Genomic DNA, 17791 nt, shown 5'->3' with positions numbered 1-17791 from the left:
CAATTCTCAACTCTAGTATTATATCGTTTTTTTAAGTCTGCGTCAACTGGAAATGATTCCTATTTAAATAACCCATTCCCTACATCTCAGATTACTTTTTCAGAATATATTTTTTCTTACTGCTATCACTCTTTTTATCCCAACTTTTATCCCAAAGTTTTGAATTGCTAAAGATAGCTATGAAAACATTTGCAAATATAAAGTAACCTATCACCAAATATATGGAATCCATTGTTAGATATTGCCGATCCAAGCCATCCTTTAAATGAAATAGTATAATTGTTTCGTTAACAATTAAAAAGGTTGGCCAGTAACTTTTTTTGAAAAAAGTAGATATTTTCATCTTTGTTACCGCTTTCTATTCGTATAAACTTAGTATACTACTAGGCAAGCAAATAAGCAACTAGAATAGAAAAAGATAAGGCTGTAAAAGTTAACTTCTATTAAAAAAACGAATCAGCTTGACTGATTCGTTTCATACCTGCTAACTCCTACTTCCGATACATTTTAAACTGGAGGAAGAGGTCGCTGTATTTTCCTGTCCATTTATGGTCAAACTTTTCATAAACTTCTAGGTGTTTCATGGTATCAGCGTCTGGATAGAAGGATTTGTCTTCCTTGGTCTCCTCTGGGAGCATTTCCTTGGCTGGTAGGTTCGGTGTTGAGTAGCCCACATACTCGGCATTTTTCAGAGCATTTTCGGGTTTCAACATAAAGTTGATAAAAGCATAGGCTGCATCTTGGTTTTTCACGGTTTTTGGAATGACCATGTTATCAAACCAGAGATTGCTGGCCTCAGTCGGAACGACATATTTGAGGTTAGGATTTTTCTCCAACATCTGACTGGCTTCTCCTGAGAAGGTCACACCGATGGCCGCGTTATTCTGAATCATGTAACCCTTCATCTCGTCGGCCACAATGGCCTTGATATTTGGAGTCAGTTTGTAGAGCTTATCCACTGTCTCTTCCAACTGTTGAGGATCCTTGGAGTTGAGGCTGTAACCAAGTGAGTTAAGCCCGAGTCCCAGCACCTCACGCGCCCCATCAAAGAGCATAATGGAATCCTTGTATTCTGGTTTCCAGAGGTCATCCCAATGCTCGGGCGCCTCATCTACCATGGTTTCATTGTAAACAATTCCCAAAGTCCCCCAGAAGTAAGGGATGGAGAATTTATTGCCCGGGTCAAAAGACTGGTTGAGGAACTCAGGTCCGATATTTTCGATGCCTTCAATTTTTGAATAATCAAGCGGAACCAAGAGATCTTCGTCCTTCATCTTGTTGATCATGTACTCACTTGGGATGGCAATATCATAGGTCGTTCCACCCTGCTTGATCTTGGTATACATGGCTTCATTGGAATCAAAGGTCTCGTACTGGACTTGGATTCCTGTTTCTTCTGTGAATTTCTCCAAGAGTTCGGGATCGATATAGTCTCCCCAGTTGTAAATAACCAATTTCTGACTGTCTCGGCTATTGATTTTACTGTCTAGATGAGTCGCAATCCCCCACAAGACAAGGATAATTGCTGCAATTCCTGCTAAAAATGAATAGAGTTTTTTCATGCTTGCTCCTCCTTCTCACGTGAGATAAAGTAATAGCCAACAACTAGGATAATACTAAAGAGAAAGACAAGGGCAGACAGGGCATTGATTTCCAGCGAAATTCCCTTACGAGCACGAGAGTAAATCTCAACTGACAGGGTTGAAAAGCCATTTCCTGTTACAAAGAAGGTCACGGCAAAGTCATCTAGCGAATAGGTGAAGGCCATGAAATAACCTGCAATGATAGACGGAGTCAGGTAAGGAAGCATGATTTCCTTAAACATCTGAAACTGGCTGGCTCCCAAGTCATAGGCCGCATGAATCATGTCATCATTCATCTCCTTGAGGCGAGGTAAGACCATCAAGACCACGATAGGGATGGAAAAGGCCACGTGACTAGATAGAACCGTCAAAAAGCCAAGTGAAAACTTGAGTTGGGTAAAGAGAATCAAGAAGCTGGCACCAATCATAACGTCTGGCGCAACCATCAAAATATTATTAAAAGATAGAAAGGCTTCTTGGTATTTCTTACGAGACTGATAGATATAGATGGCACCGAAAGTCCCTATAACAGTCGCAATCAAGGCTGACAGAAAGGCCAAGAAAAAGGTTTGGGTGAGGATCAACATGAGACGACCATCACCAAACATAGTTTTAAAATGGCTCAAGCTAAAACCAGTAAAACTATTCATATCATCCCCTGCATTAAAGGCATAGCCAATCAAGTAAAAGATTGGCAAATATAGGATGATAAAGACAAAGGCTAGGTAGAGATTGGCAAATTTTTTCATCGTTCTCTCCTTTCCTTGGTCACCCACATGGTGAGAAACATAGTCAGGATAAGAATCACACCGATGGTTGAACCCATACCATAGTTGTCATTGGTCAGGAAGTTCTGCTCAATAGCCGTTCCCAGCGTGATAACACGGTTCCCACCAATCAAACGTGTCAGCATGAAGAGACTCAAACTTGGGATAAAGACCGACTGAACCCCACTTCTCACCCCGTTCATAGACAGAGGGAAGATAACTTGGCGGAAAGTTTCCCACTTGGTCGCACCGAGGTCGTAGCTGGCATTGATGAGATTGTTATCCATGTCATCCAAGACATTGAAAATCGGCAAAATCATAAAGGGAAGCTCGATGTAGCTTGCGACAAAGATAAAGGAGAAATCGGTAAATAGCAACTGTTGCGAACCGATTCCGATAAATTCCAAAAATTGATTAATAGAGCCATTTTGACCAAAAATCCCGATAAAGGCATAGGCCTTGAGGAGCAGATTAATCCATGTCGGCAGGATAATCAGCATGAGCCAGAGTTGACGGTGCTTGAGACGGGTCAAAAAGAGGGCTGTTGGATAGCTGATGAGCAGTGTCACCATGGTCACAATCCCTGCATAAAGCACAGAGTTGAAGCTCATTTTGAGATAGGTCAAGTTTTGTGACGCAAAGTAGGATTTATAGTTTTCTAAACTAAACTGCCCTTCAATGTTGAAAAAAGATTGTCCAAAAATCAAGACCAAAGGTGCGAGGACAAAAAGGGCAATCCAAAGCATGTAAGGCACTACAAAGAGTTTAGAGGTTGTTTTCTTCATCTCTTTCCTCCTCGATCGCGTTAATCAGACCTGCTTCTTGCTCTTCGATTTCTACATACTCCTCGATACGAGCATCGAACTCTTCTTCGGTTTCGTTGAGACGCATGATGTGGATATCTTCTGGTTCAAAGTCCAGACCGATTTCCTCACCCACAATGGCCTTACGGGTCGAGTGGATCATCCATTCGTTTCCGAGTTCGTCATAGGCGATAATCTCATAGTGAACCCCACGGAAAAGCTGGGTATCCACCTTAACTTGGAGCTTGCCTTCTTCAGGAAGAGTAATGCGCAAGTCCTCTGGACGAATGACAATCTCAACAGGCTCGTTTGGCTTCATCCCACCATCGACCGCTTCAAAGCGTTTGCCGTTAAACTCGACCAAGTAGTCCTCAATCATGGTTCCTGGCAAGATGTTGGACTCGCCGATAAAGGTGGCAACAAAATGGTTGATCGGCTCATCATAGATGTCCACAGGCGTTCCAGACTGAACAATCTCGCCATCATTCATAACGAAAATCCAGTCACTCATGGCAAGAGCTTCTTCCTGATCGTGAGTGACAAAGACAAAGGTAATCCCCAATCGTTGTTGCAGTTCACGCAGTTCGTACTGCATGTCTGTTCGCAATTTCAAGTCCAGCGCTGACAAGGGCTCGTCCAACAAAACCACACGGGGTTGGTTGATGATGGCACGGGCAATGGCTACACGCTGACGTTGTCCTCCAGAGAGTTTACGAATGGAACGCTTCTCGTAACCTTCCAACTGAACCATCTTGAGAACTTCCGCTACGCGTTGTTCGATTTCTTTCTTGTCAATCTTACGCAAGCGGAGTGGAAAGGCAACATTTTCAAACACATTCATATGTGGAAACAAGGCATAGGATTGGAAGACCGTATGAACATCTCGTTTGTTGGTTGGGATGTCATTAATCCGTACCCCATCCAGTAAAATATCTCCTGCCGTCGCATCCAGTAAACCTGCAATGATGTTCAGGATGGTTGACTTTCCTGAACCAGACGCGCCCAAAAGAGTGTAAAATTTCCCTTCTTCCAACTCAAAGTTAATATCTTTGAGAACCTTTGTGTTGCTGTCTTCAAAAACTTTAGTAACGTTTCTGAATTCGATAATTGGTTTTTTCAATTCCTCTAAATTCCTTCTTCTTCGTAAATTAACAGATTGGGACCTTGTTAGAATGCTAGATACAAGCGTAGGAAATAAATTGACCTAAACCTCATTTAGCGATAAAATCCCAATCTTTGAATGCTATGTAAAAATAATGTTATTCGTGTTCACCCAAGATACGAACTTCTCGCTCTAAGGTAACACCTGAATGTTCTTTAACTTTTTCAATGACAGATTCAATTAAGTCTTCATAATCTCTTGCAGTCCCATCGGCTACATTAATCATAAAGCCTGCATGTTTTTCTGAGACTTCAACACCACCGATACGGTAGCCCTTCAAACCAGCTTCTGAAATCAATTGTCCTGCAAAATGCCCCACTGGACGCTTAAAGACTGAACCGCAAGATGGGTATTCTAAAGGTTGTTTGAGTTCACGTAGGTGCGTCAAGCGATCCATTTCCTGCTTGATAACCTGGTGATTTCCTGGAGCTAGCGCAAATTTAGCTGACAAGACAATGGCCCCAGAATCCTGAATAGCTGAATGGCGGTAACCAAAAGCCAAATCCTTGGCAGATAAGGTCTCGATTTCCCCTTCCTTGGTCAAAATTTGACAAGACTGCAAGATGTGAGCAATCTCTCCTCCATAAGCACCCGCATTCATAAAGACCGCACCGCCGACGCTCCCTGGAATGCCACAAGCAAACTCAAAACCAGTCAAACTATGACGAAGGGCAATACGTGTCGTTTCAATCAAGTTGGCTCCTGCTTCTGCTTCAATAGTGTAGCCATCAACCGAAACGTTATTAAGCTTATCACACAAGATGACAAAACCACGGATTCCACCTTCACGAACGATGATATTGCTGGCATTTCCTAGCACCATCCAGGGAATATTCTCTTGATTGGCAAATTGGACGACACGCGCCATCTCATAGCGATTACGTGGCAAAACTAGATAATCCGCTCGACCTCCAACCTTTGTATAGGTATAGGTCTTCAAAGGTTCCTTGAAACGAATATCAATTCCTTCTAATTGTTCTTGTATTTTAGTTACTAATGTCATATCTCTCATCCTTTTGTAAAGTCATTTCATTATACCATTTTTAAAGGCTTTTGACGAACCGAAAAATGGAAGCATCAAAGCATTGCATAAAAAAAGAGGTGAACCTCTTTTTATGATGATTTTTTCCAAAATGTAGATTTTGTAAGCCAGACAAAGGCCAGTACTTCTACAAGAAGAATGCCCTCCACTACAAGTGGATTTGCAATCCAGCCTACCTGAGATAAGGCTGGAGCCAAGTCAAACAAGGCATGCAAACCATAGGCAGCAAGGAGGTAGATCCATTTCTTTTTACGAACACTTTGATAGACCCAGATAGAGAGACCAATTTGCAGAACCAGAGCAAGCACACGCTCAACTCCTAGTAAATAAACCTGCCACACAGAAAGAGACTGAACCGTTTCGAGTGTCGTCTTTGGAAGAAGATTAGCCACATCAGTATTTGAGGACTGGATGAGTGAAAAGAGGATCAACAAACTGATCAAGCTTCCCATCCCAAGATAGAGCAACTCCAAACCTCCATGTCCCAAGCCATAAGCCAAAGCGTCTTTCTCTTCTAGACTTCTCTTTTTCTCCAACCATTTAAAAAAGACAAGACGAGCTGTTTCCTCAAAGAGGGCAGCCATAGCGATTCCATAAAGGACGTATAAGAAAGGCTGCTCCTGCATGAGAGGAATGGTTCCATCTTTTTGCGGATGGAGTACCAGAAGATGAACCATCTTCTCTAACACTTGAGAAGAAACAAAAAATGCGATTGCCCCCAAGCCCATCACTGCAAGAGAGATTTTAAACCGTTTTTTGGCATACCAAGTTCCACCTACTAGAATGAGAACTAAAGCGATCATGGTGAGGATAATATGTAATATCATCTTTTTCTCCTATTCTGACTTATCAATATCTTTCTTCATCTCGTCAACGTTAAATTTAGCAAATAAATACTGGCGATCTTGGACTGGAAAACGTTGGTCCAATTGATCAACAGCCCCCACCTCGATTATGCCTTCCTTAATAACAAAGTCCATCACGTGTCCACCAAAGGTCAAATCATCTGAGATAAAGTGCAAATGGTAACCCGCCACACTGACCCCATGGAAAATCTCTGGTGTCCAAAATCCAACGATGGTTCCCGATACATTTTCACGACTATATTCAGGCTGATGGGTAGCAACCTCCGCAAACTTGGTGTCTGTTGTTGATTTGGGAATCATTCGTACATGCATGTGGGCAAATTCCCCATGAATCTTGATGGAGCGAAAAAGATTTTCCCCATCATAGTAGGACTCAATTCGCTTTTCCAATTCCTTATCAGTCATCTCAAAGCGCTGACGAAAAATCACTTCTGCCTGATGAGGGACCACTGCTGCATAGGGAATAAGAGCATCCGCTGCCACTTCGACGATTTCAGGCGTTTGACCTGAACCCTTGGCTTGATAAGCCTTGCCATCAAGGACAATCAACTCCCCATCAATCGAATCAAGGGTTCCCAAACCAAGGTCACCATGCTCCAACAATTCTCCCACTGTCATGGTTCCACCATAGAGACCTGCCATTAGGGCACCTAGAGTATTGTATTGAAATAATTTAACCGGTTCCTGCACTTTTCTATCCATTCTCTTTCTTATCTTCTGTTCAATAAATCATCATACTTTCTAAGTATACCACATTTGCTCCTAGTTGTGAAAGGGGGAAATGCTTTTCCCATTGCCAAGCAGGCAAAAAAAAGGTACAATGTAACAAAATCAACGGAGGTCTGGAATGAAGAAAGAAAGTAAATACCAAGCAGTTGTTTCCTTTCTCAAAAAAGGTATCGAATCAGGAAAATTTCCAACAGGTAGCCGGCTTCCCTCCATCCGTCAACTGAGCCAAGACTTCCACTGTAGCAAGGACACTATCCAACGAGCCCTACTGGAATTACGCCATGAACAATACCTCTATGCCAAACCACAGAGTGGCTACTATGTTCTGGAACAGGGCCAGCATCAGGACTTGGAAATCGAAGTCACTGACGAACACGCCAGTGCTTATGACGATTTCAGACTCTGCGTCAATGAAACACTGATTGGAAGAGAAAACTACCTCTTCAACTACTATGACAACCAAGAAGGCCTTGAGGAACTGAGACAATCTGTCCATCAACTCCTCTTTGACCAAGCCCTCTACTGCAAACCCGACCAACTGGTTCTAACATCTGGCACCCAGCAAGCTCTCTTTATCCTTTCTCAGATTAACTTTCCGAGCGAGGGAGAGGAGATTTTGGTTGAACAGCCGACTTACCACCGAATGAATCGTCTCTTGGTCGCTCAAGAATTGGCCTACCAGACCATTGAACGCCGAATTGATGGCATTGACCTTGAAGAACTGGAAGAACAGTTCAAATCTGGGAAAATCAAGTTTTTCTATACCATTCCTCGCTTCCACTATCCCCTAGGCCATTCCTATTCTGATCAGGAAAAGAGGGCTATTCTGGATCTAACAAATCAGTATGGTGTATATATCGTCGAGGATGACTATTTAGGGGACTTAGATCCTAGAAAGGGTCAAACCTTCCACTATCTGGATACTAAGGATCGAGTCATTTATATCAAGTCCTTCTCAACCAGTCTCTTTCCAGCCCTTCGTATTACCGCCCTCATTCTCCCAAATGCTCTAAAAGAGACCTTTGTTTCCTACAAAAATATCCTGGACTATGACAGCAATCTCATCATGCAAAAGGCTCTTTCTCTTTACATCGATAGCCAGTTATTTGAAAAAAATCGACTGGCCAGACTGACCCTTCAGGAGAACTATCAGGCTCAGATTAAGGAAGTGCTTGAAAAAAACACCTGTCCCTTGCCCTACTATCCTCTACACGATGGTCTTTTGCTTGATTTGAGAAATTATCCTAAAATTGCCAGTTTGAAACACAGCTCACTCAAACTAGACTTTTTTGAGAAGGCTTATTTGGATGCCTGTCCTTATCAGTTCGCCAAAGTCTCTCTTGAAAATCTAGAAGCACTATTACAATACATAAAAGCAGAATTGGATTAAAGTCCAACTCTGCTTTCTTTTTTACTGTTCAACTTCTGTTAGTTTCGCTGCTTTTTCTAGATAGGTTTGATAAGTTCCTTCATCTTTCAGTTTTTGGATAACCTTATCGACTACTGCTTTCAAGTCTGATTGATTCTTCTTGATGGCAACGGCATTGGCTTCGCCATCTTTCATCGTCAAAGTAGCTGTCGCAACGACAAGGTCGGAGTTTTTACCAGCGTAACTAAGAGCCACTGGTTCATCCATATGAACAGCATCCACTTTCCCAGCCTGCAATTCATTGACTGCTTCACCCATATTGGTCAGGGATGTCAATTGAGCATTTGGCAATTGTTCCTTGACCATGGTTTCTGGAACAGTTCCCTTTTGAGCTGCGATATTTGCACTTGCGAGGTTTGAAAGATCCTTGAACTTGTCTAAATCGGCTTTTCTAACCAAGAAACTCATCTTGTTTTCATAGTAAGGAATTGAAAAGTCAAAGACTTCTTTTCTCTCATCGGTGGCACTAATTCCTGCAATGGCCAAGTCAGCCTTTCCAGTTTGAAGACTGGTCAAGACATTGTCAAAACTCATACTAGAGATTTCAAGCTTAACTCCAAGTTCATCCGCAATCGCTTGAGCCATATCAATATCTGCACCAACCACTTGGTTTTTACCATCAACCAAGGCTTGGAATTCAAATGGCGCATAGTCTGGGCTAGTCGCCACAACTAGCTTCCCTTTTTGTTTGATAGCATCCACAGCAGACTGGGAACTATCCGTACTGGATTGACAAGCTACTAAAATCATGCTGGCTAGCATGCTACACACTACTAATATCCATTTCTTGAACTTCATAAATAAACGACCTTTCTGTTATTTATGAATAATTATAACTCATTCGAAAATGCTTGTCAACGTTTTTTCTTGCATTTTCATAAAATATAGTTACAAAAAATAAAAATTCCGAGATTAGTTTATCTATCTATTGGGAACTTATTTTCAAAAAAATCGTTTATCATATCTTGATGTTGCTGGTTTACGATTGCAATATTTTGTACGTCCCTATGATCAAAAAATCCTAATTCTAAAGTTTCATCACTTGAAAAAGAATTTGTAGAAATAAAAGTTTCAGATGAAACTAAATACAAAATTGTAAGAACTTGAGCCTCATCACCATTCGGATAACTATCTGAATATTTAGTATAAACATTTAAGAGTTTTTCCGCTCTCACTTCGATTCCCGTTTCTTCATAAAACTCTCTCACTAAAGCTTCTAAAGCCGATTCACCTAATTCAATAGCACCACCTGGTAATCCCCACGTTCCTTTATCTGCTCGTTTTTGTAATAATATTTTTCCTGATTGATTTAATATTCCACAGGTGAAATTTAAAATAATTTTATCTTTCCCAACTTTTTTTCTTATATTCTGTATGTAGTCCATTACTCACCTCTGATAAAAAAAACATCAATACAACGAAAGCTTACTATTAAAAAGTAAGCTTTCACAATCATTTTATCATTTGAATACTTTATAATTCAACAATTTTACCTGTTTCAAAGTAAACAACCCATTCACAGATATTTTTTGCGTAGTCTCCGATACGTTCCAAGAAGGAAATAACCTGGAAGTAATCACGTCCTGTAACAATAGCTTCAGGATTTTTCTTGATTTCTTCTGTAGCCAATTCACGAATGCTGTCAAAGTAATGGTTGATTTTTTCATCCATAGCCGCTACTTCGTAGGCTTGATCCACAGTGCCGTTCAGGTAGAGATCCAGAGCTGCTTCGACGAAATTCTTCACGTCGCGTCCCATCTGTTTGATTTCTTCTTCAACGGCAGGGATACGTTGCTCCCCTTTCATACGAATGGTTGCCTCAGCGATAGAGACTGCATGATCTCCCATGCGTTCGACGTCTGAAACCGCCTTGAGAACGGTCAAAACTGTTCGAAGGTCCTGAGAAACGGGTTGCTGAAGAGCAATCATTTCAAATGATTTCTTTTCCAACTTCACTTCGTATTCATTTACTTCTGCATCGTCTTCAATGACTTCTTTTGCCAAATCACGGTCGTGCGTGACAAAGGCGCGCACTGTACGATTGATCTGCGAAAGCACTTCTTGTCCCATTGCGTAGAACTGGTTGTGCAATTTCTCTAAATCTTCTTCAAATTGAGATCGTAACATCATTCAACTCCTTATCCAAATTTTCCTGTAATATAATCTTCTGTTTCCTTGTTTTGTGGGTTGAGGAACATCTTCTTCGTATCGTTAAACTCGATTAAATTCCCATCTAGGAAAAAGCCAGTTTTATCAGAGATACGAGAAGCCTGCTGCATGGAACGCGTTACCAAGAGCATGGTGTATTTATCCTTTAGACCATACAAGGTTTCCTCAATCTTACCAGCCGAGATAGGATCCAAGGCTGAAGTTGGTTCGTCCAAGAGGATAATTTTAGGGCTGGTTGCCAAAACACGAGCAACACAGACACGTTGCTGTTGACCTCCTGAGAGACCAATAGCCGAATCATGCAAACGGTCCTTGACCTCATCCCAGATAGAAGCACGTTGCAAGGCCTTTTCTACTGCTTCATCAAGGACTTGTTTATCCTTGACTCCATTGATTCGCAGTCCGTAAACAACATTTTCGTAGATAGACATAGGAAATGGATTGGGCTGTTGGAAAACCATGCCGATTTCCTTACGCAATTCAACTGTATCTGTGCGAGGACTATAGATATTGTGACCATTATAAATCACTGTCCCCGTTGTTGTCACCTCAGGGTTTAAATCTCCCATCCGGTTGATGGCCTTGAGAAGAGTTGACTTCCCTGAACCAGATGGACCAATGAGGGCGGTTATTTCCTTGGGTTGGAAAGAAAGGGAAACACTATTCAAGGCCTTCTTTTTGTTGTAATAAACGGACAGGTCTTTAACCTGCAAAATCGGTTCTGTCATGCTGTTTCCTTTCTAACCAAAGTGTCCCGTTACATAGTCATTGGTTGACTGTAGCTTGGCATTTTGGAAAATATTGGACGTCTTATCATACTCAATCAAATCACCCAAGTAGAAAAATCCAGTATAGTCACTCGCACGGGCAGCCTGCTGCATACTGTGGGTAACGATGATGATGGTAAAGTCCTTCTTTAATTCCAACATGGTTTCTTCCAGCTGGGCTGTCGCAATCGGATCCAAGGCTGACGCCGGTTCATCCATCAAGAGGATATCTGGCTTAACAGAGATGGCGCGAGCGATACAGAGACGTTGTTGCTGACCTCCAGAAAGCATCAAGGCTGATTTGTGGAGGTCGTCTTTGACCTGATCCCATAGGGCAGCCTGTCTTAGAGAGGTTTCTACAATTTCATCCAAGACCTTCTTATCCTTAACACCTGCACGTTCATGGGCAAAAGTGATGTTACGGTAAATAGACTTGGCAAATGGATTTGGACGTTGGAAGACCATTCCGATATGCTTGCGCATCTCATAGACATTGATTTCTGGACGATTAACGTCAATCCCTCGGTAGAGGATTTGACCTGTGACCTTGGCAATATCAATTGTATCATTCATCCGATTGAGACTGCGAAGATAAGTAGATTTCCCTGATCCAGAAGGACCAATCAAGGCTGTAATTTTATTTTTTTCAAATTGCATATCGATGCCCTTGATGGATTCATTTTTACCATAGTAAACATGTAAATCCTTGGTAGAGAGGGCCACTTTTTCTTCAGGGAAGGTGATGATATGCTTTTCATCCCAGTTATATTTTGACATGGCTTCTCCTTTAGGCAGCGGTTAATTTCTTGTGTAAATAGCTTCCAAGTTTGCGTGCTCCAAAGTTAAAAATCAAGATAAAGATGAGGAGCACAGCGGCAGAACCTGCTGATACGATAGTAGCATCAGGAATGGTTCCTTCACTGTTGACCTTCCAGATGTGGACAGCCAAGGTTTCTGCTTGACGGAAGATTGAGATAGGACTGGTAACACTGAGGACATTCCAGTTAGACCAGTCAAGGGCTGGAGCGGATTGTCCTGCCGTATAGATAAGAGCGGCGGCCTCACCAAAGATACGGCCAGATGCCAAGACAACACCCGTTACGATACCTGGAAGGGCTTCTGGAATGACGACATGGACCACAGTCTCCCAACGAGAAATTCCGAGGGCCAGACCAGCCTCACGTTGGGTATGGTGAACGTGTCTCAAACTGTCTTCAACATTTCGAGTCATCTGAGGCAGGTTAAAGACCGTCAAGGCCAAGGCACCAGAAATAATGGAAAATCCATACTCAAACTGGACTACAAAGATTAAGTAACCAAAGAGCCCCACAACGACCGACGGTAGAGAAGACAAAATTTCGATACAAGTACGGATGAAATTGGTCACAGGACCCTTTTTGGCATATTCAGCAAGGAAAATCCCCGCTCCCATGGATAAAGGAACAGAAATAACCAAGGTAATAACCAAAAGGAAGAAGGAATTATAAAGCTGAATTCCGATACCTCCGCCTGCTTGATAGGAAGAAGATTTTCCAGTCAAGAAGGACCAAGAGATGTGAGGTAAACCACGAACCAGGATATAGAGAATCAAGGACGCCAGAATGGTCACGATGATACCCGAGATGGTATAGAGGACAGCTGTTGCAAGTTTATCTAATTTCTTAGCGTGCATAGTTTTTCTTTCCTCTTTCTTTCGTAATCAATTTAATCACACTGTTAAAGGCCAAACTCATCAAGAGCAATACCAAGGCCAGTGACCAGAGTACGTTATTATCAACTGTACCCATGACGGTATTTCCGATACCCATAGTCAAAACAGAAGTCAAAGTCGCAGCTGGCGTTGTTAGCGAGGTTGGGATAACTGCTGAGTTTCCGACCACCATCTGAATAGCAAGGGCTTCACCAAAGGCACGTGCCATCCCAAAGACCACTGCTGTAAAAATACCTGAACGCGCTGCTTTCAAGGTCACACGCCAGATGGTTTGCCAGCGAGTCGCTCCCATTGCCAAACTGGCTTCACGGTAGTGACGGGGAACAGCACGCAAGCTGTCTGTTGTCATAAAGGTTACAGTTGGTAGAATCATGACAAAGAGAACGAAAATCCCTGACAAGATTCCAAAACCAGTTCCACCAAAGACACTACGAACAAATGGAACCACAACCTGCAAACCGATAAATCCATAGACAACTGATGGAATCCCAACGAGAAGTTCAATGGCTGGTTGCAAAATCTTAGCACCTTTTGGTGATACTTCTGTCATAAAGACTGCAGCACCAATAGCAAAGGGAGTTGCAATCAGGGCTGACAAAATTGTTACAATAAAGGAACCCAAAATCATTGGCAGGGCACCAAATTGTTTTCCTGAAGGATTCCAAGTCTGTCCAAAGAGGAAATCAAAGATGTTCACCCCATTGACAAAGAAGGTCGACAAGCCTTTCTGCGCTACAAAAATCAAAATCATCGCCACAATGATAACAATCAAAGAAAGGCAAGCGAAGGTCAATCCTTTACCAAACTTCTCAAGGCGAGAGTTCTTTGAAGGAGAGAGTAATTTTTTAGATAATTCTTCTTGATTCATTATTGACCTCCTTCTACTGCTGTAACGGTACCTGAAGCATCCTTTTGGACTTTCATCTCATTAATGGAAATATAACCCATTCCCTTAACAATTCCAGTCTGGGCTTCGTCTGAGAGGATGAATTTTAAAAATTCAGTCGCCAACTCATTCGGCTGACCTAGGGTATACATGTGCTCATAAGACCACAAAGGCCAGTTGTTGGTTGTTACATTTTCAGTTGTTGGCTCATAGCCATTGAGCTTCATGGTCTTGACCGAGTCATCTACATAGGCAAAAGCCAGGTAAGAAATGGCTCCAGGTGTTTGGGATACAATCGACTTGACCATCCCGTTAGAATCCTGCTCTTGGCTCTGCATAGCCGCTTGACCATTCATTACGACATTGTCAAAGGTTGCTCGCGAACCAGAACTTGCTGCACGGTTAATAATCGAAATTGCAAGGTCTTTGCCCCCAACCTCTTTCCAGTTAGTCACTTCACCGGTAAAGATTTTACGAAGTTGCTCAATTGTCAGATTTTCAACAGTCACTTCTTTGTTCACAATTACTGCCAGACCAGCTACTGCAACCTTATGGTCCACAAGCGCTGAAGCGTCAATTCCAGCTTTTTCCTCAGCAAAAACGTCAGAGTTACCAATATCAACCGCTCCTGACTGCACTTGAGAAAGTCCTGTTCCCGAACCTCCTCCTTGAACGTTGACTGTTTTTCCAATGTTTCTTGAACCAAATTCGTCAGCTGCTGCTTCGACCAGAGGCTGAAGGGCAGTTGAACCGACGGCTGTCATGGTTTCTCCACGATCAATCCAGCTTGCACATCCCGCTAGAGACCCTGCAAGCAAAAGTGTCGCAAGAGATAGGACGAGCTTTTTTCTTTTTTTCACTATTTTTCTCCTTGAACATAATGATGAATGTTCTGATTTCTTTCAGTTCCTATCATGACAATTAGTGATGATAAGATTTGGTTTACGATTTATAGACTGGAAGCCCCTTGAAGACCAGTCGGTTCATCACATAATATAAGTAAAAATGAAAGACTATCAGAAAAAAATCATACTTCCAATATAACATAGAATAGATTCTTTGACTAGTTTTTTCACTTGAATCTGAGGCCTTTTGGATAATAATTTTTTAAAACATTTCCAGTAACTTTTGCAAAGCCCAGACCGTTTCCTTGAACCACAACTTGATACCAGCCATTTGGTAGACTTTCAGCTAGCTGAACTGTTTCCCCAGCCACATATTTTACAAAGTCCTCACCATTGATTTCGACCCTTTGTTTCACCTGACTTGGTTTTAAGGCTAGTCCCAGAGCAAAGCTTGGTTCGAAGCGTTTCTTCTTAAAAGTACCCAAATGAAGTCCATTTCGGGCAATTTTGAGTTTCCCTAGATCAGGTAGCATCTCTGGCAAAAGATAGAGCTGATCTCCAAAAGTTTGTAGAAGACCAGTTAGTGATATTTTGAGATGTTTTTGGGCAAACTCTTGCCACAAGTTCTGCTGTTCGCGACTGAGATTGATCTTGCAGGGTTTGAATTTGGGTGTTGGATTTTCTCCCTTAAACTGCAAATGGGCAACAAACTGACCTTCTCCCTTAAAATGGTGTGGGTACATCCTAGCCGTTTCAGGAAGATCAATTCCTGCTACCATACCGTTCACATGCTCGACTGGAAGTAGATCAAAATCATAAGTATCTAGTAACCAGTGGACAATCTCTTCGTTTTCCTCTGGCGACCAGGTACAGGTCGAATAAACCAGACGGCCACCTTCTGCCAACATGGTCACTGCATCTTCTAAAATTTCTCTTTGGAGACTAGCACATTGGCTAGGATAATCGGTACTCCAATAATCCATGGCATCGGGCTGCTTACGAAACATCCCTTCACCCGAGCAAGGGGCATCAAGTACAATCACATCAAAATAACCTTTAAAAACCTTGGCCAAGCGATCAGCAGATTCATTGGTTACAACAACATTTGTAGCTCCAAATCGCTCCATATTTTCCACTAAAATCTTAGACCGCTTGCTTGAAATTTCATTGGAAACAAGGACTCCTTGATTAGCCAGATAAGCTACTAGTTGAGTGGATTTTCCACCTGGTGCTGCCGCCAAGTCCAAGACCTTCATGCCAGGAAGGGGCTGAGCTATCTGGGCCACCATTTGGGCTGCAGGCTCTTGCGAATAAACGAGACCTGTCACGTGCTCTGGTGACTTCCCTGAGACCTTACCATAGTGTCCCCAAGGTGTATGGGGAATAGCATCCGCAAACGACAACTGACTTTCTTTTAAGGGATTAACCCGAAAAGCCGATACTGCTTCCTGTTTAAAAGAGGCAAGAAAATCTCTTGCCTCATCTTCTAGTATCGCTTCATATTTTTCAACAAATCCTTTTGGAAATTGCATTTAGTTTTCTTTCCTTTCGTAGATATAAGACTGAATCTCTTCTTGCATCTCGATTGGTACCATCATGACAGGCTGACGCGTTTTAAAATCAGCGGGCTCACCTGATACTGTAAGAAGACGATAACCCAGACTTTCCCCTAAGATACTGGCCGCAGCGTAGTCCCATGGCTGTAGGTAGGTAATGTAAGTCAGAAGTCGACCTGATAAAACCTTGGAAAAACTAATGGCCGCACTACCGTAGACACGGACTCCCAACGCTGCTCGACCCAAATCACCCAAGCCCCACTCATTGGTTTCAAACATACTTGAGTTACCGGCAACTAAAAATTCTTGAAGAGGTTTCTTTTTAAAAGGCGGTAAGGGATCATTATTACGACAAGGAGGAAAGGCACCACCACCATGGTAACAATCGCCTTTCATGACATCATAGATGATGCCAAATTTGCCCACACCATCCTCAAAATAAGCCAACATCACGGCAAAATCTTCCTGCTGGGCGACAAAATTATTGGTACCGTCAATGGGATCAATCACCCAAACGGAACCTTGACCGACTGCAGCACGTAAACAACCCTCTTCCGCGCAAATCAAGTCCTTAGGATAGGAGGACCTGATCCGATCAACCAAGAGTTGCTGAACCTCCTTGTCCAAACGTGTCACCAAGTCAGTAGGGGAAGACTTGCGCTCAACCTGTAAATCTTCTTTCATGTGAGCCAAAATATAGGCAGCAGCTTCCTGCACAATCTGTTTGGCAAATTCAAATTTAGTTTCCAAGAGAAATCTTCCCTTCTCTTTTTTCTTTTGCTAATTGAACTGCATGATAGAAGGAGTAACCGCTAGCCGTTTCAAATTCGCGACCTAGGCGCTTTTCTTCACTTTTGCTCGGAACCACAGACTTAAATTCCCTATAAGAATCTAGCAGTTTTTTTGCTTCTACCTTATCTTCATAAGCAGCTTCAACATCATTAAAAAAAGAAAGCACTGAAGCAAGTTCTTCAGTGCTCCACGACAAATCTAGTGGGTAACTATACTGTTTGTTCATCTATCCTATACCAGCTCTCAATGTTGCTTCTTTCAATTCTTGTTTACGGTAACTACGAGGGAGAAAAGCACGAATCTCATCTTCATTAAAACCGATCTGCATGCGTTTGGTATCTATAATAATTGGGCGACGCAAAAGACTAGGATATTGCTCAATCAACTGAAGCAACTCCGATACCGAGATACTCTCTACATCAATATCTAATTTTTGAAAAATTTTTGAACGAGTTGAAATGATGTCATCAGTACCATTTTCGGTCAAGGAAAGAATATGTTGTAATTCTTTTCTTGTTAAAGGACTAGTCATAATATTATGCTCTTGAAAGGGCACTTTATGCGTCTCTAACCAAGCCTTTGCCTTACGACATGATGTACAACTCGGTGATAAAAATAGTGTAATCATGCTTTTCTCTTCTTTAATCTATACTTGCTATTTCTATTATACAAAAAAATAAAGCG

Annotated in this window: 21 protein-coding genes; 1 reads left to right on the top strand and 20 read right to left on the bottom strand. The window is 42.1% G+C overall.

What is annotated here, in order from left to right; translation table 11 throughout:
• Positions 1-91: 91 nt before the first annotated feature.
• From SNAG_RS09890 to budA, 8 genes are all read right to left on the bottom strand, one after another.
• Positions 92-343, bottom strand: coding sequence for a hypothetical protein (locus SNAG_RS09890; protein ID WP_096406613.1), 252 nt, complete (start codon positions 341-343; stop codon positions 92-94).
• A gap of 148 nt (positions 344-491) precedes the next feature.
• The gene (locus tag SNAG_RS03570; protein WP_096406611.1) at positions 492-1562 is read right to left on the bottom strand and encodes an ABC transporter substrate-binding protein; all 1071 of its coding nucleotides are present in this window, start codon (positions 1560-1562) and stop codon (positions 492-494) included.
• On the bottom strand, positions 1559-2332 hold the full coding sequence (locus tag SNAG_RS03565; RefSeq protein ID WP_096406608.1) for an ABC transporter permease: 774 nt from the start codon (positions 2330-2332) through the stop codon (positions 1559-1561). The genes SNAG_RS03570 and SNAG_RS03565 overlap by 4 nt, the downstream gene beginning before the upstream one ends.
• Entirely contained in the window at positions 2329-3135 is an 807-nt protein-coding gene (locus SNAG_RS03560; protein WP_096406606.1) for an ABC transporter permease, read from the bottom strand. Before SNAG_RS03560 ends, SNAG_RS03565 begins: the two co-directional genes overlap by 4 nt.
• Positions 3116-4273 (bottom strand): ABC transporter ATP-binding protein, encoded by a 1158-nt coding sequence (locus SNAG_RS03555; RefSeq protein ID WP_096406603.1) that lies wholly within the window; start codon positions 4271-4273, stop codon positions 3116-3118. Before SNAG_RS03555 ends, SNAG_RS03560 begins: the two co-directional genes overlap by 20 nt.
• Positions 4274-4412: 139 nt before the next feature.
• Positions 4413-5318, bottom strand: coding sequence for a UDP-N-acetylmuramate dehydrogenase (murB, locus tag SNAG_RS03550; protein ID WP_096406600.1), 906 nt, complete (start codon positions 5316-5318; stop codon positions 4413-4415).
• 110 nt (positions 5319-5428) lie between these two features.
• Entirely contained in the window at positions 5429-6184 is a 756-nt protein-coding gene (locus tag SNAG_RS03545; RefSeq protein ID WP_096406598.1) for a YhfC family intramembrane metalloprotease, read from the bottom strand.
• A 9-nt stretch (positions 6185-6193) separates the two neighbouring features.
• Entirely contained in the window at positions 6194-6925 is a 732-nt protein-coding gene (gene budA, locus SNAG_RS03540; RefSeq protein WP_096406595.1) for an acetolactate decarboxylase, read from the bottom strand.
• Positions 6926-7070: 145 nt separating this feature from the next.
• Between budA and SNAG_RS03535 the strand changes: the two genes are divergently transcribed.
• On the top strand, positions 7071-8342 hold the full coding sequence (locus SNAG_RS03535; protein WP_096406593.1) for an aminotransferase-like domain-containing protein: 1272 nt from the start codon (positions 7071-7073) through the stop codon (positions 8340-8342).
• A gap of 21 nt (positions 8343-8363) precedes the next feature.
• Here SNAG_RS03535 and SNAG_RS03530 read toward each other — a convergent pair whose 3' ends face one another.
• From SNAG_RS03530 to SNAG_RS03475, 12 genes are all read right to left on the bottom strand, one after another.
• Positions 8364-9179, bottom strand: a complete 816-nt coding sequence (locus tag SNAG_RS03530; RefSeq protein WP_096406590.1) for an ABC transporter substrate-binding protein — start codon at positions 9177-9179, stop codon at positions 8364-8366.
• Between the two features lie 119 nt (positions 9180-9298).
• The gene (locus SNAG_RS03525; protein WP_096406588.1) at positions 9299-9766 is read right to left on the bottom strand and encodes an NUDIX hydrolase; all 468 of its coding nucleotides are present in this window, start codon (positions 9764-9766) and stop codon (positions 9299-9301) included.
• A gap of 88 nt (positions 9767-9854) precedes the next feature.
• Complete coding sequence (gene phoU / locus SNAG_RS03520) at positions 9855-10508, bottom strand: phosphate signaling complex protein PhoU (protein WP_096406585.1); 654 nt, start codon at positions 10506-10508, stop codon at positions 9855-9857.
• Positions 10509-10519: 11 nt separating this feature from the next.
• Entirely contained in the window at positions 10520-11278 is a 759-nt protein-coding gene (gene pstB, locus SNAG_RS03515; RefSeq protein ID WP_096406583.1) for a phosphate ABC transporter ATP-binding protein PstB, read from the bottom strand.
• A gap of 12 nt (positions 11279-11290) precedes the next feature.
• A complete protein-coding gene (gene pstB, locus SNAG_RS03510) occupies positions 11291-12094 on the bottom strand; it encodes a phosphate ABC transporter ATP-binding protein PstB (RefSeq protein WP_000049851.1) in 804 nt (267 codons plus the stop codon).
• Positions 12095-12104: 10 nt separating this feature from the next.
• The gene (gene pstA, locus SNAG_RS03505; protein WP_096406580.1) at positions 12105-12989 is read right to left on the bottom strand and encodes a phosphate ABC transporter permease PstA; all 885 of its coding nucleotides are present in this window, start codon (positions 12987-12989) and stop codon (positions 12105-12107) included.
• Positions 12979-13896, bottom strand: coding sequence for a phosphate ABC transporter permease subunit PstC (gene pstC, locus SNAG_RS03500; RefSeq protein WP_001070944.1), 918 nt, complete (start codon positions 13894-13896; stop codon positions 12979-12981). Before pstC ends, pstA begins: the two co-directional genes overlap by 11 nt.
• Entirely contained in the window at positions 13896-14774 is an 879-nt protein-coding gene (locus SNAG_RS03495; RefSeq protein WP_096406576.1) for a phosphate ABC transporter substrate-binding protein PstS, read from the bottom strand. Before SNAG_RS03495 ends, pstC begins: the two co-directional genes overlap by 1 nt.
• A 212-nt stretch (positions 14775-14986) precedes the next feature.
• Positions 14987-16291, bottom strand: a complete 1305-nt coding sequence (locus SNAG_RS03490) for an RsmF rRNA methyltransferase first C-terminal domain-containing protein (RefSeq protein WP_096406573.1) — start codon at positions 16289-16291, stop codon at positions 14987-14989.
• Positions 16292-17065 carry an inositol monophosphatase family protein gene (locus SNAG_RS03485; protein WP_000448237.1) on the bottom strand — a complete coding sequence of 258 codons (774 nt, stop codon included), beginning with the start codon at positions 17063-17065 and terminating at the stop codon, positions 16292-16294.
• Positions 17055-17333 carry a UPF0223 family protein gene (locus SNAG_RS03480; protein WP_001041965.1) on the bottom strand — a complete coding sequence of 93 codons (279 nt, stop codon included), beginning with the start codon at positions 17331-17333 and terminating at the stop codon, positions 17055-17057. The genes SNAG_RS03485 and SNAG_RS03480 overlap by 11 nt, the downstream gene beginning before the upstream one ends.
• A complete protein-coding gene (locus SNAG_RS03475) occupies positions 17334-17735 on the bottom strand; it encodes a Spx/MgsR family RNA polymerase-binding regulatory protein (RefSeq protein WP_000631261.1) in 402 nt (133 codons plus the stop codon). It lies immediately after the preceding gene.
• Between the last annotated feature and the right edge of the window lie 56 nt (positions 17736-17791).

It is taken from the genome of Streptococcus sp. NPS 308, assembly GCF_002355895.1.
In the GTDB taxonomy this organism is placed as follows: Bacteria; Bacillota; Bacilli; order Lactobacillales; family Streptococcaceae; genus Streptococcus.
Note: the sequence above shows the minus strand (reverse complement) of the source record. Positions and strands in the feature narration are given on the sequence as shown.

What these genes read in the sequence shown, in the direction of transcription:
- SNAG_RS09890 (WP_096406613.1), bottom strand. Translation starts at nt 343, where the DNA reads ATGAAAATATCTACTTTTTTCAAAAAAAGTTACTGGCCAACCTTTTTA.
- SNAG_RS03570 (WP_096406611.1), bottom strand. Translation starts at nt 1,562, where the DNA reads ATGAAAAAACTCTATTCATTTTTAGCAGGAATTGCAGCAATTATCCTT.
- SNAG_RS03565 (WP_096406608.1), bottom strand. Translation starts at nt 2,332, where the DNA reads ATGAAAAAATTTGCCAATCTCTACCTAGCCTTTGTCTTTATCATCCTA.
- SNAG_RS03560 (WP_096406606.1), bottom strand. Translation starts at nt 3,135, where the DNA reads ATGAAGAAAACAACCTCTAAACTCTTTGTAGTGCCTTACATGCTTTGG.
- murB (WP_096406600.1), bottom strand. Translation starts at nt 5,318, where the DNA reads ATGACATTAGTAACTAAAATACAAGAACAATTAGAAGGAATTGATATT.
- SNAG_RS03545 (WP_096406598.1), bottom strand. Translation starts at nt 6,184, where the DNA reads ATGATATTACATATTATCCTCACCATGATCGCTTTAGTTCTCATTCTA.
- budA (WP_096406595.1), bottom strand. Translation starts at nt 6,925, where the DNA reads ATGGATAGAAAAGTGCAGGAACCGGTTAAATTATTTCAATACAATACT.
- SNAG_RS03535 (WP_096406593.1), top strand. Translation starts at nt 7,071, where the DNA reads ATGAAGAAAGAAAGTAAATACCAAGCAGTTGTTTCCTTTCTCAAAAAA.
- SNAG_RS03530 (WP_096406590.1), bottom strand. Translation starts at nt 9,179, where the DNA reads ATGAAGTTCAAGAAATGGATATTAGTAGTGTGTAGCATGCTAGCCAGC.
- SNAG_RS03525 (WP_096406588.1), bottom strand. Translation starts at nt 9,766, where the DNA reads ATGGACTACATACAGAATATAAGAAAAAAAGTTGGGAAAGATAAAATT.
- phoU (WP_096406585.1), bottom strand. Translation starts at nt 10,508, where the DNA reads ATGTTACGATCTCAATTTGAAGAAGATTTAGAGAAATTGCACAACCAG.
- pstB (WP_096406583.1), bottom strand. Translation starts at nt 11,278, where the DNA reads ATGACAGAACCGATTTTGCAGGTTAAAGACCTGTCCGTTTATTACAAC.
- pstB (WP_000049851.1), bottom strand. Translation starts at nt 12,094, where the DNA reads ATGTCAAAATATAACTGGGATGAAAAGCATATCATCACCTTCCCTGAA.
- pstA (WP_096406580.1), bottom strand. Translation starts at nt 12,989, where the DNA reads ATGCACGCTAAGAAATTAGATAAACTTGCAACAGCTGTCCTCTATACC.
- pstC (WP_001070944.1), bottom strand. Translation starts at nt 13,896, where the DNA reads ATGAATCAAGAAGAATTATCTAAAAAATTACTCTCTCCTTCAAAGAAC.
- SNAG_RS03490 (WP_096406573.1), bottom strand. Translation starts at nt 16,291, where the DNA reads ATGCAATTTCCAAAAGGATTTGTTGAAAAATATGAAGCGATACTAGAA.
- SNAG_RS03480 (WP_001041965.1), bottom strand. Translation starts at nt 17,333, where the DNA reads ATGAACAAACAGTATAGTTACCCACTAGATTTGTCGTGGAGCACTGAA.
- SNAG_RS03475 (WP_000631261.1), bottom strand. Translation starts at nt 17,735, where the DNA reads ATGATTACACTATTTTTATCACCGAGTTGTACATCATGTCGTAAGGCA.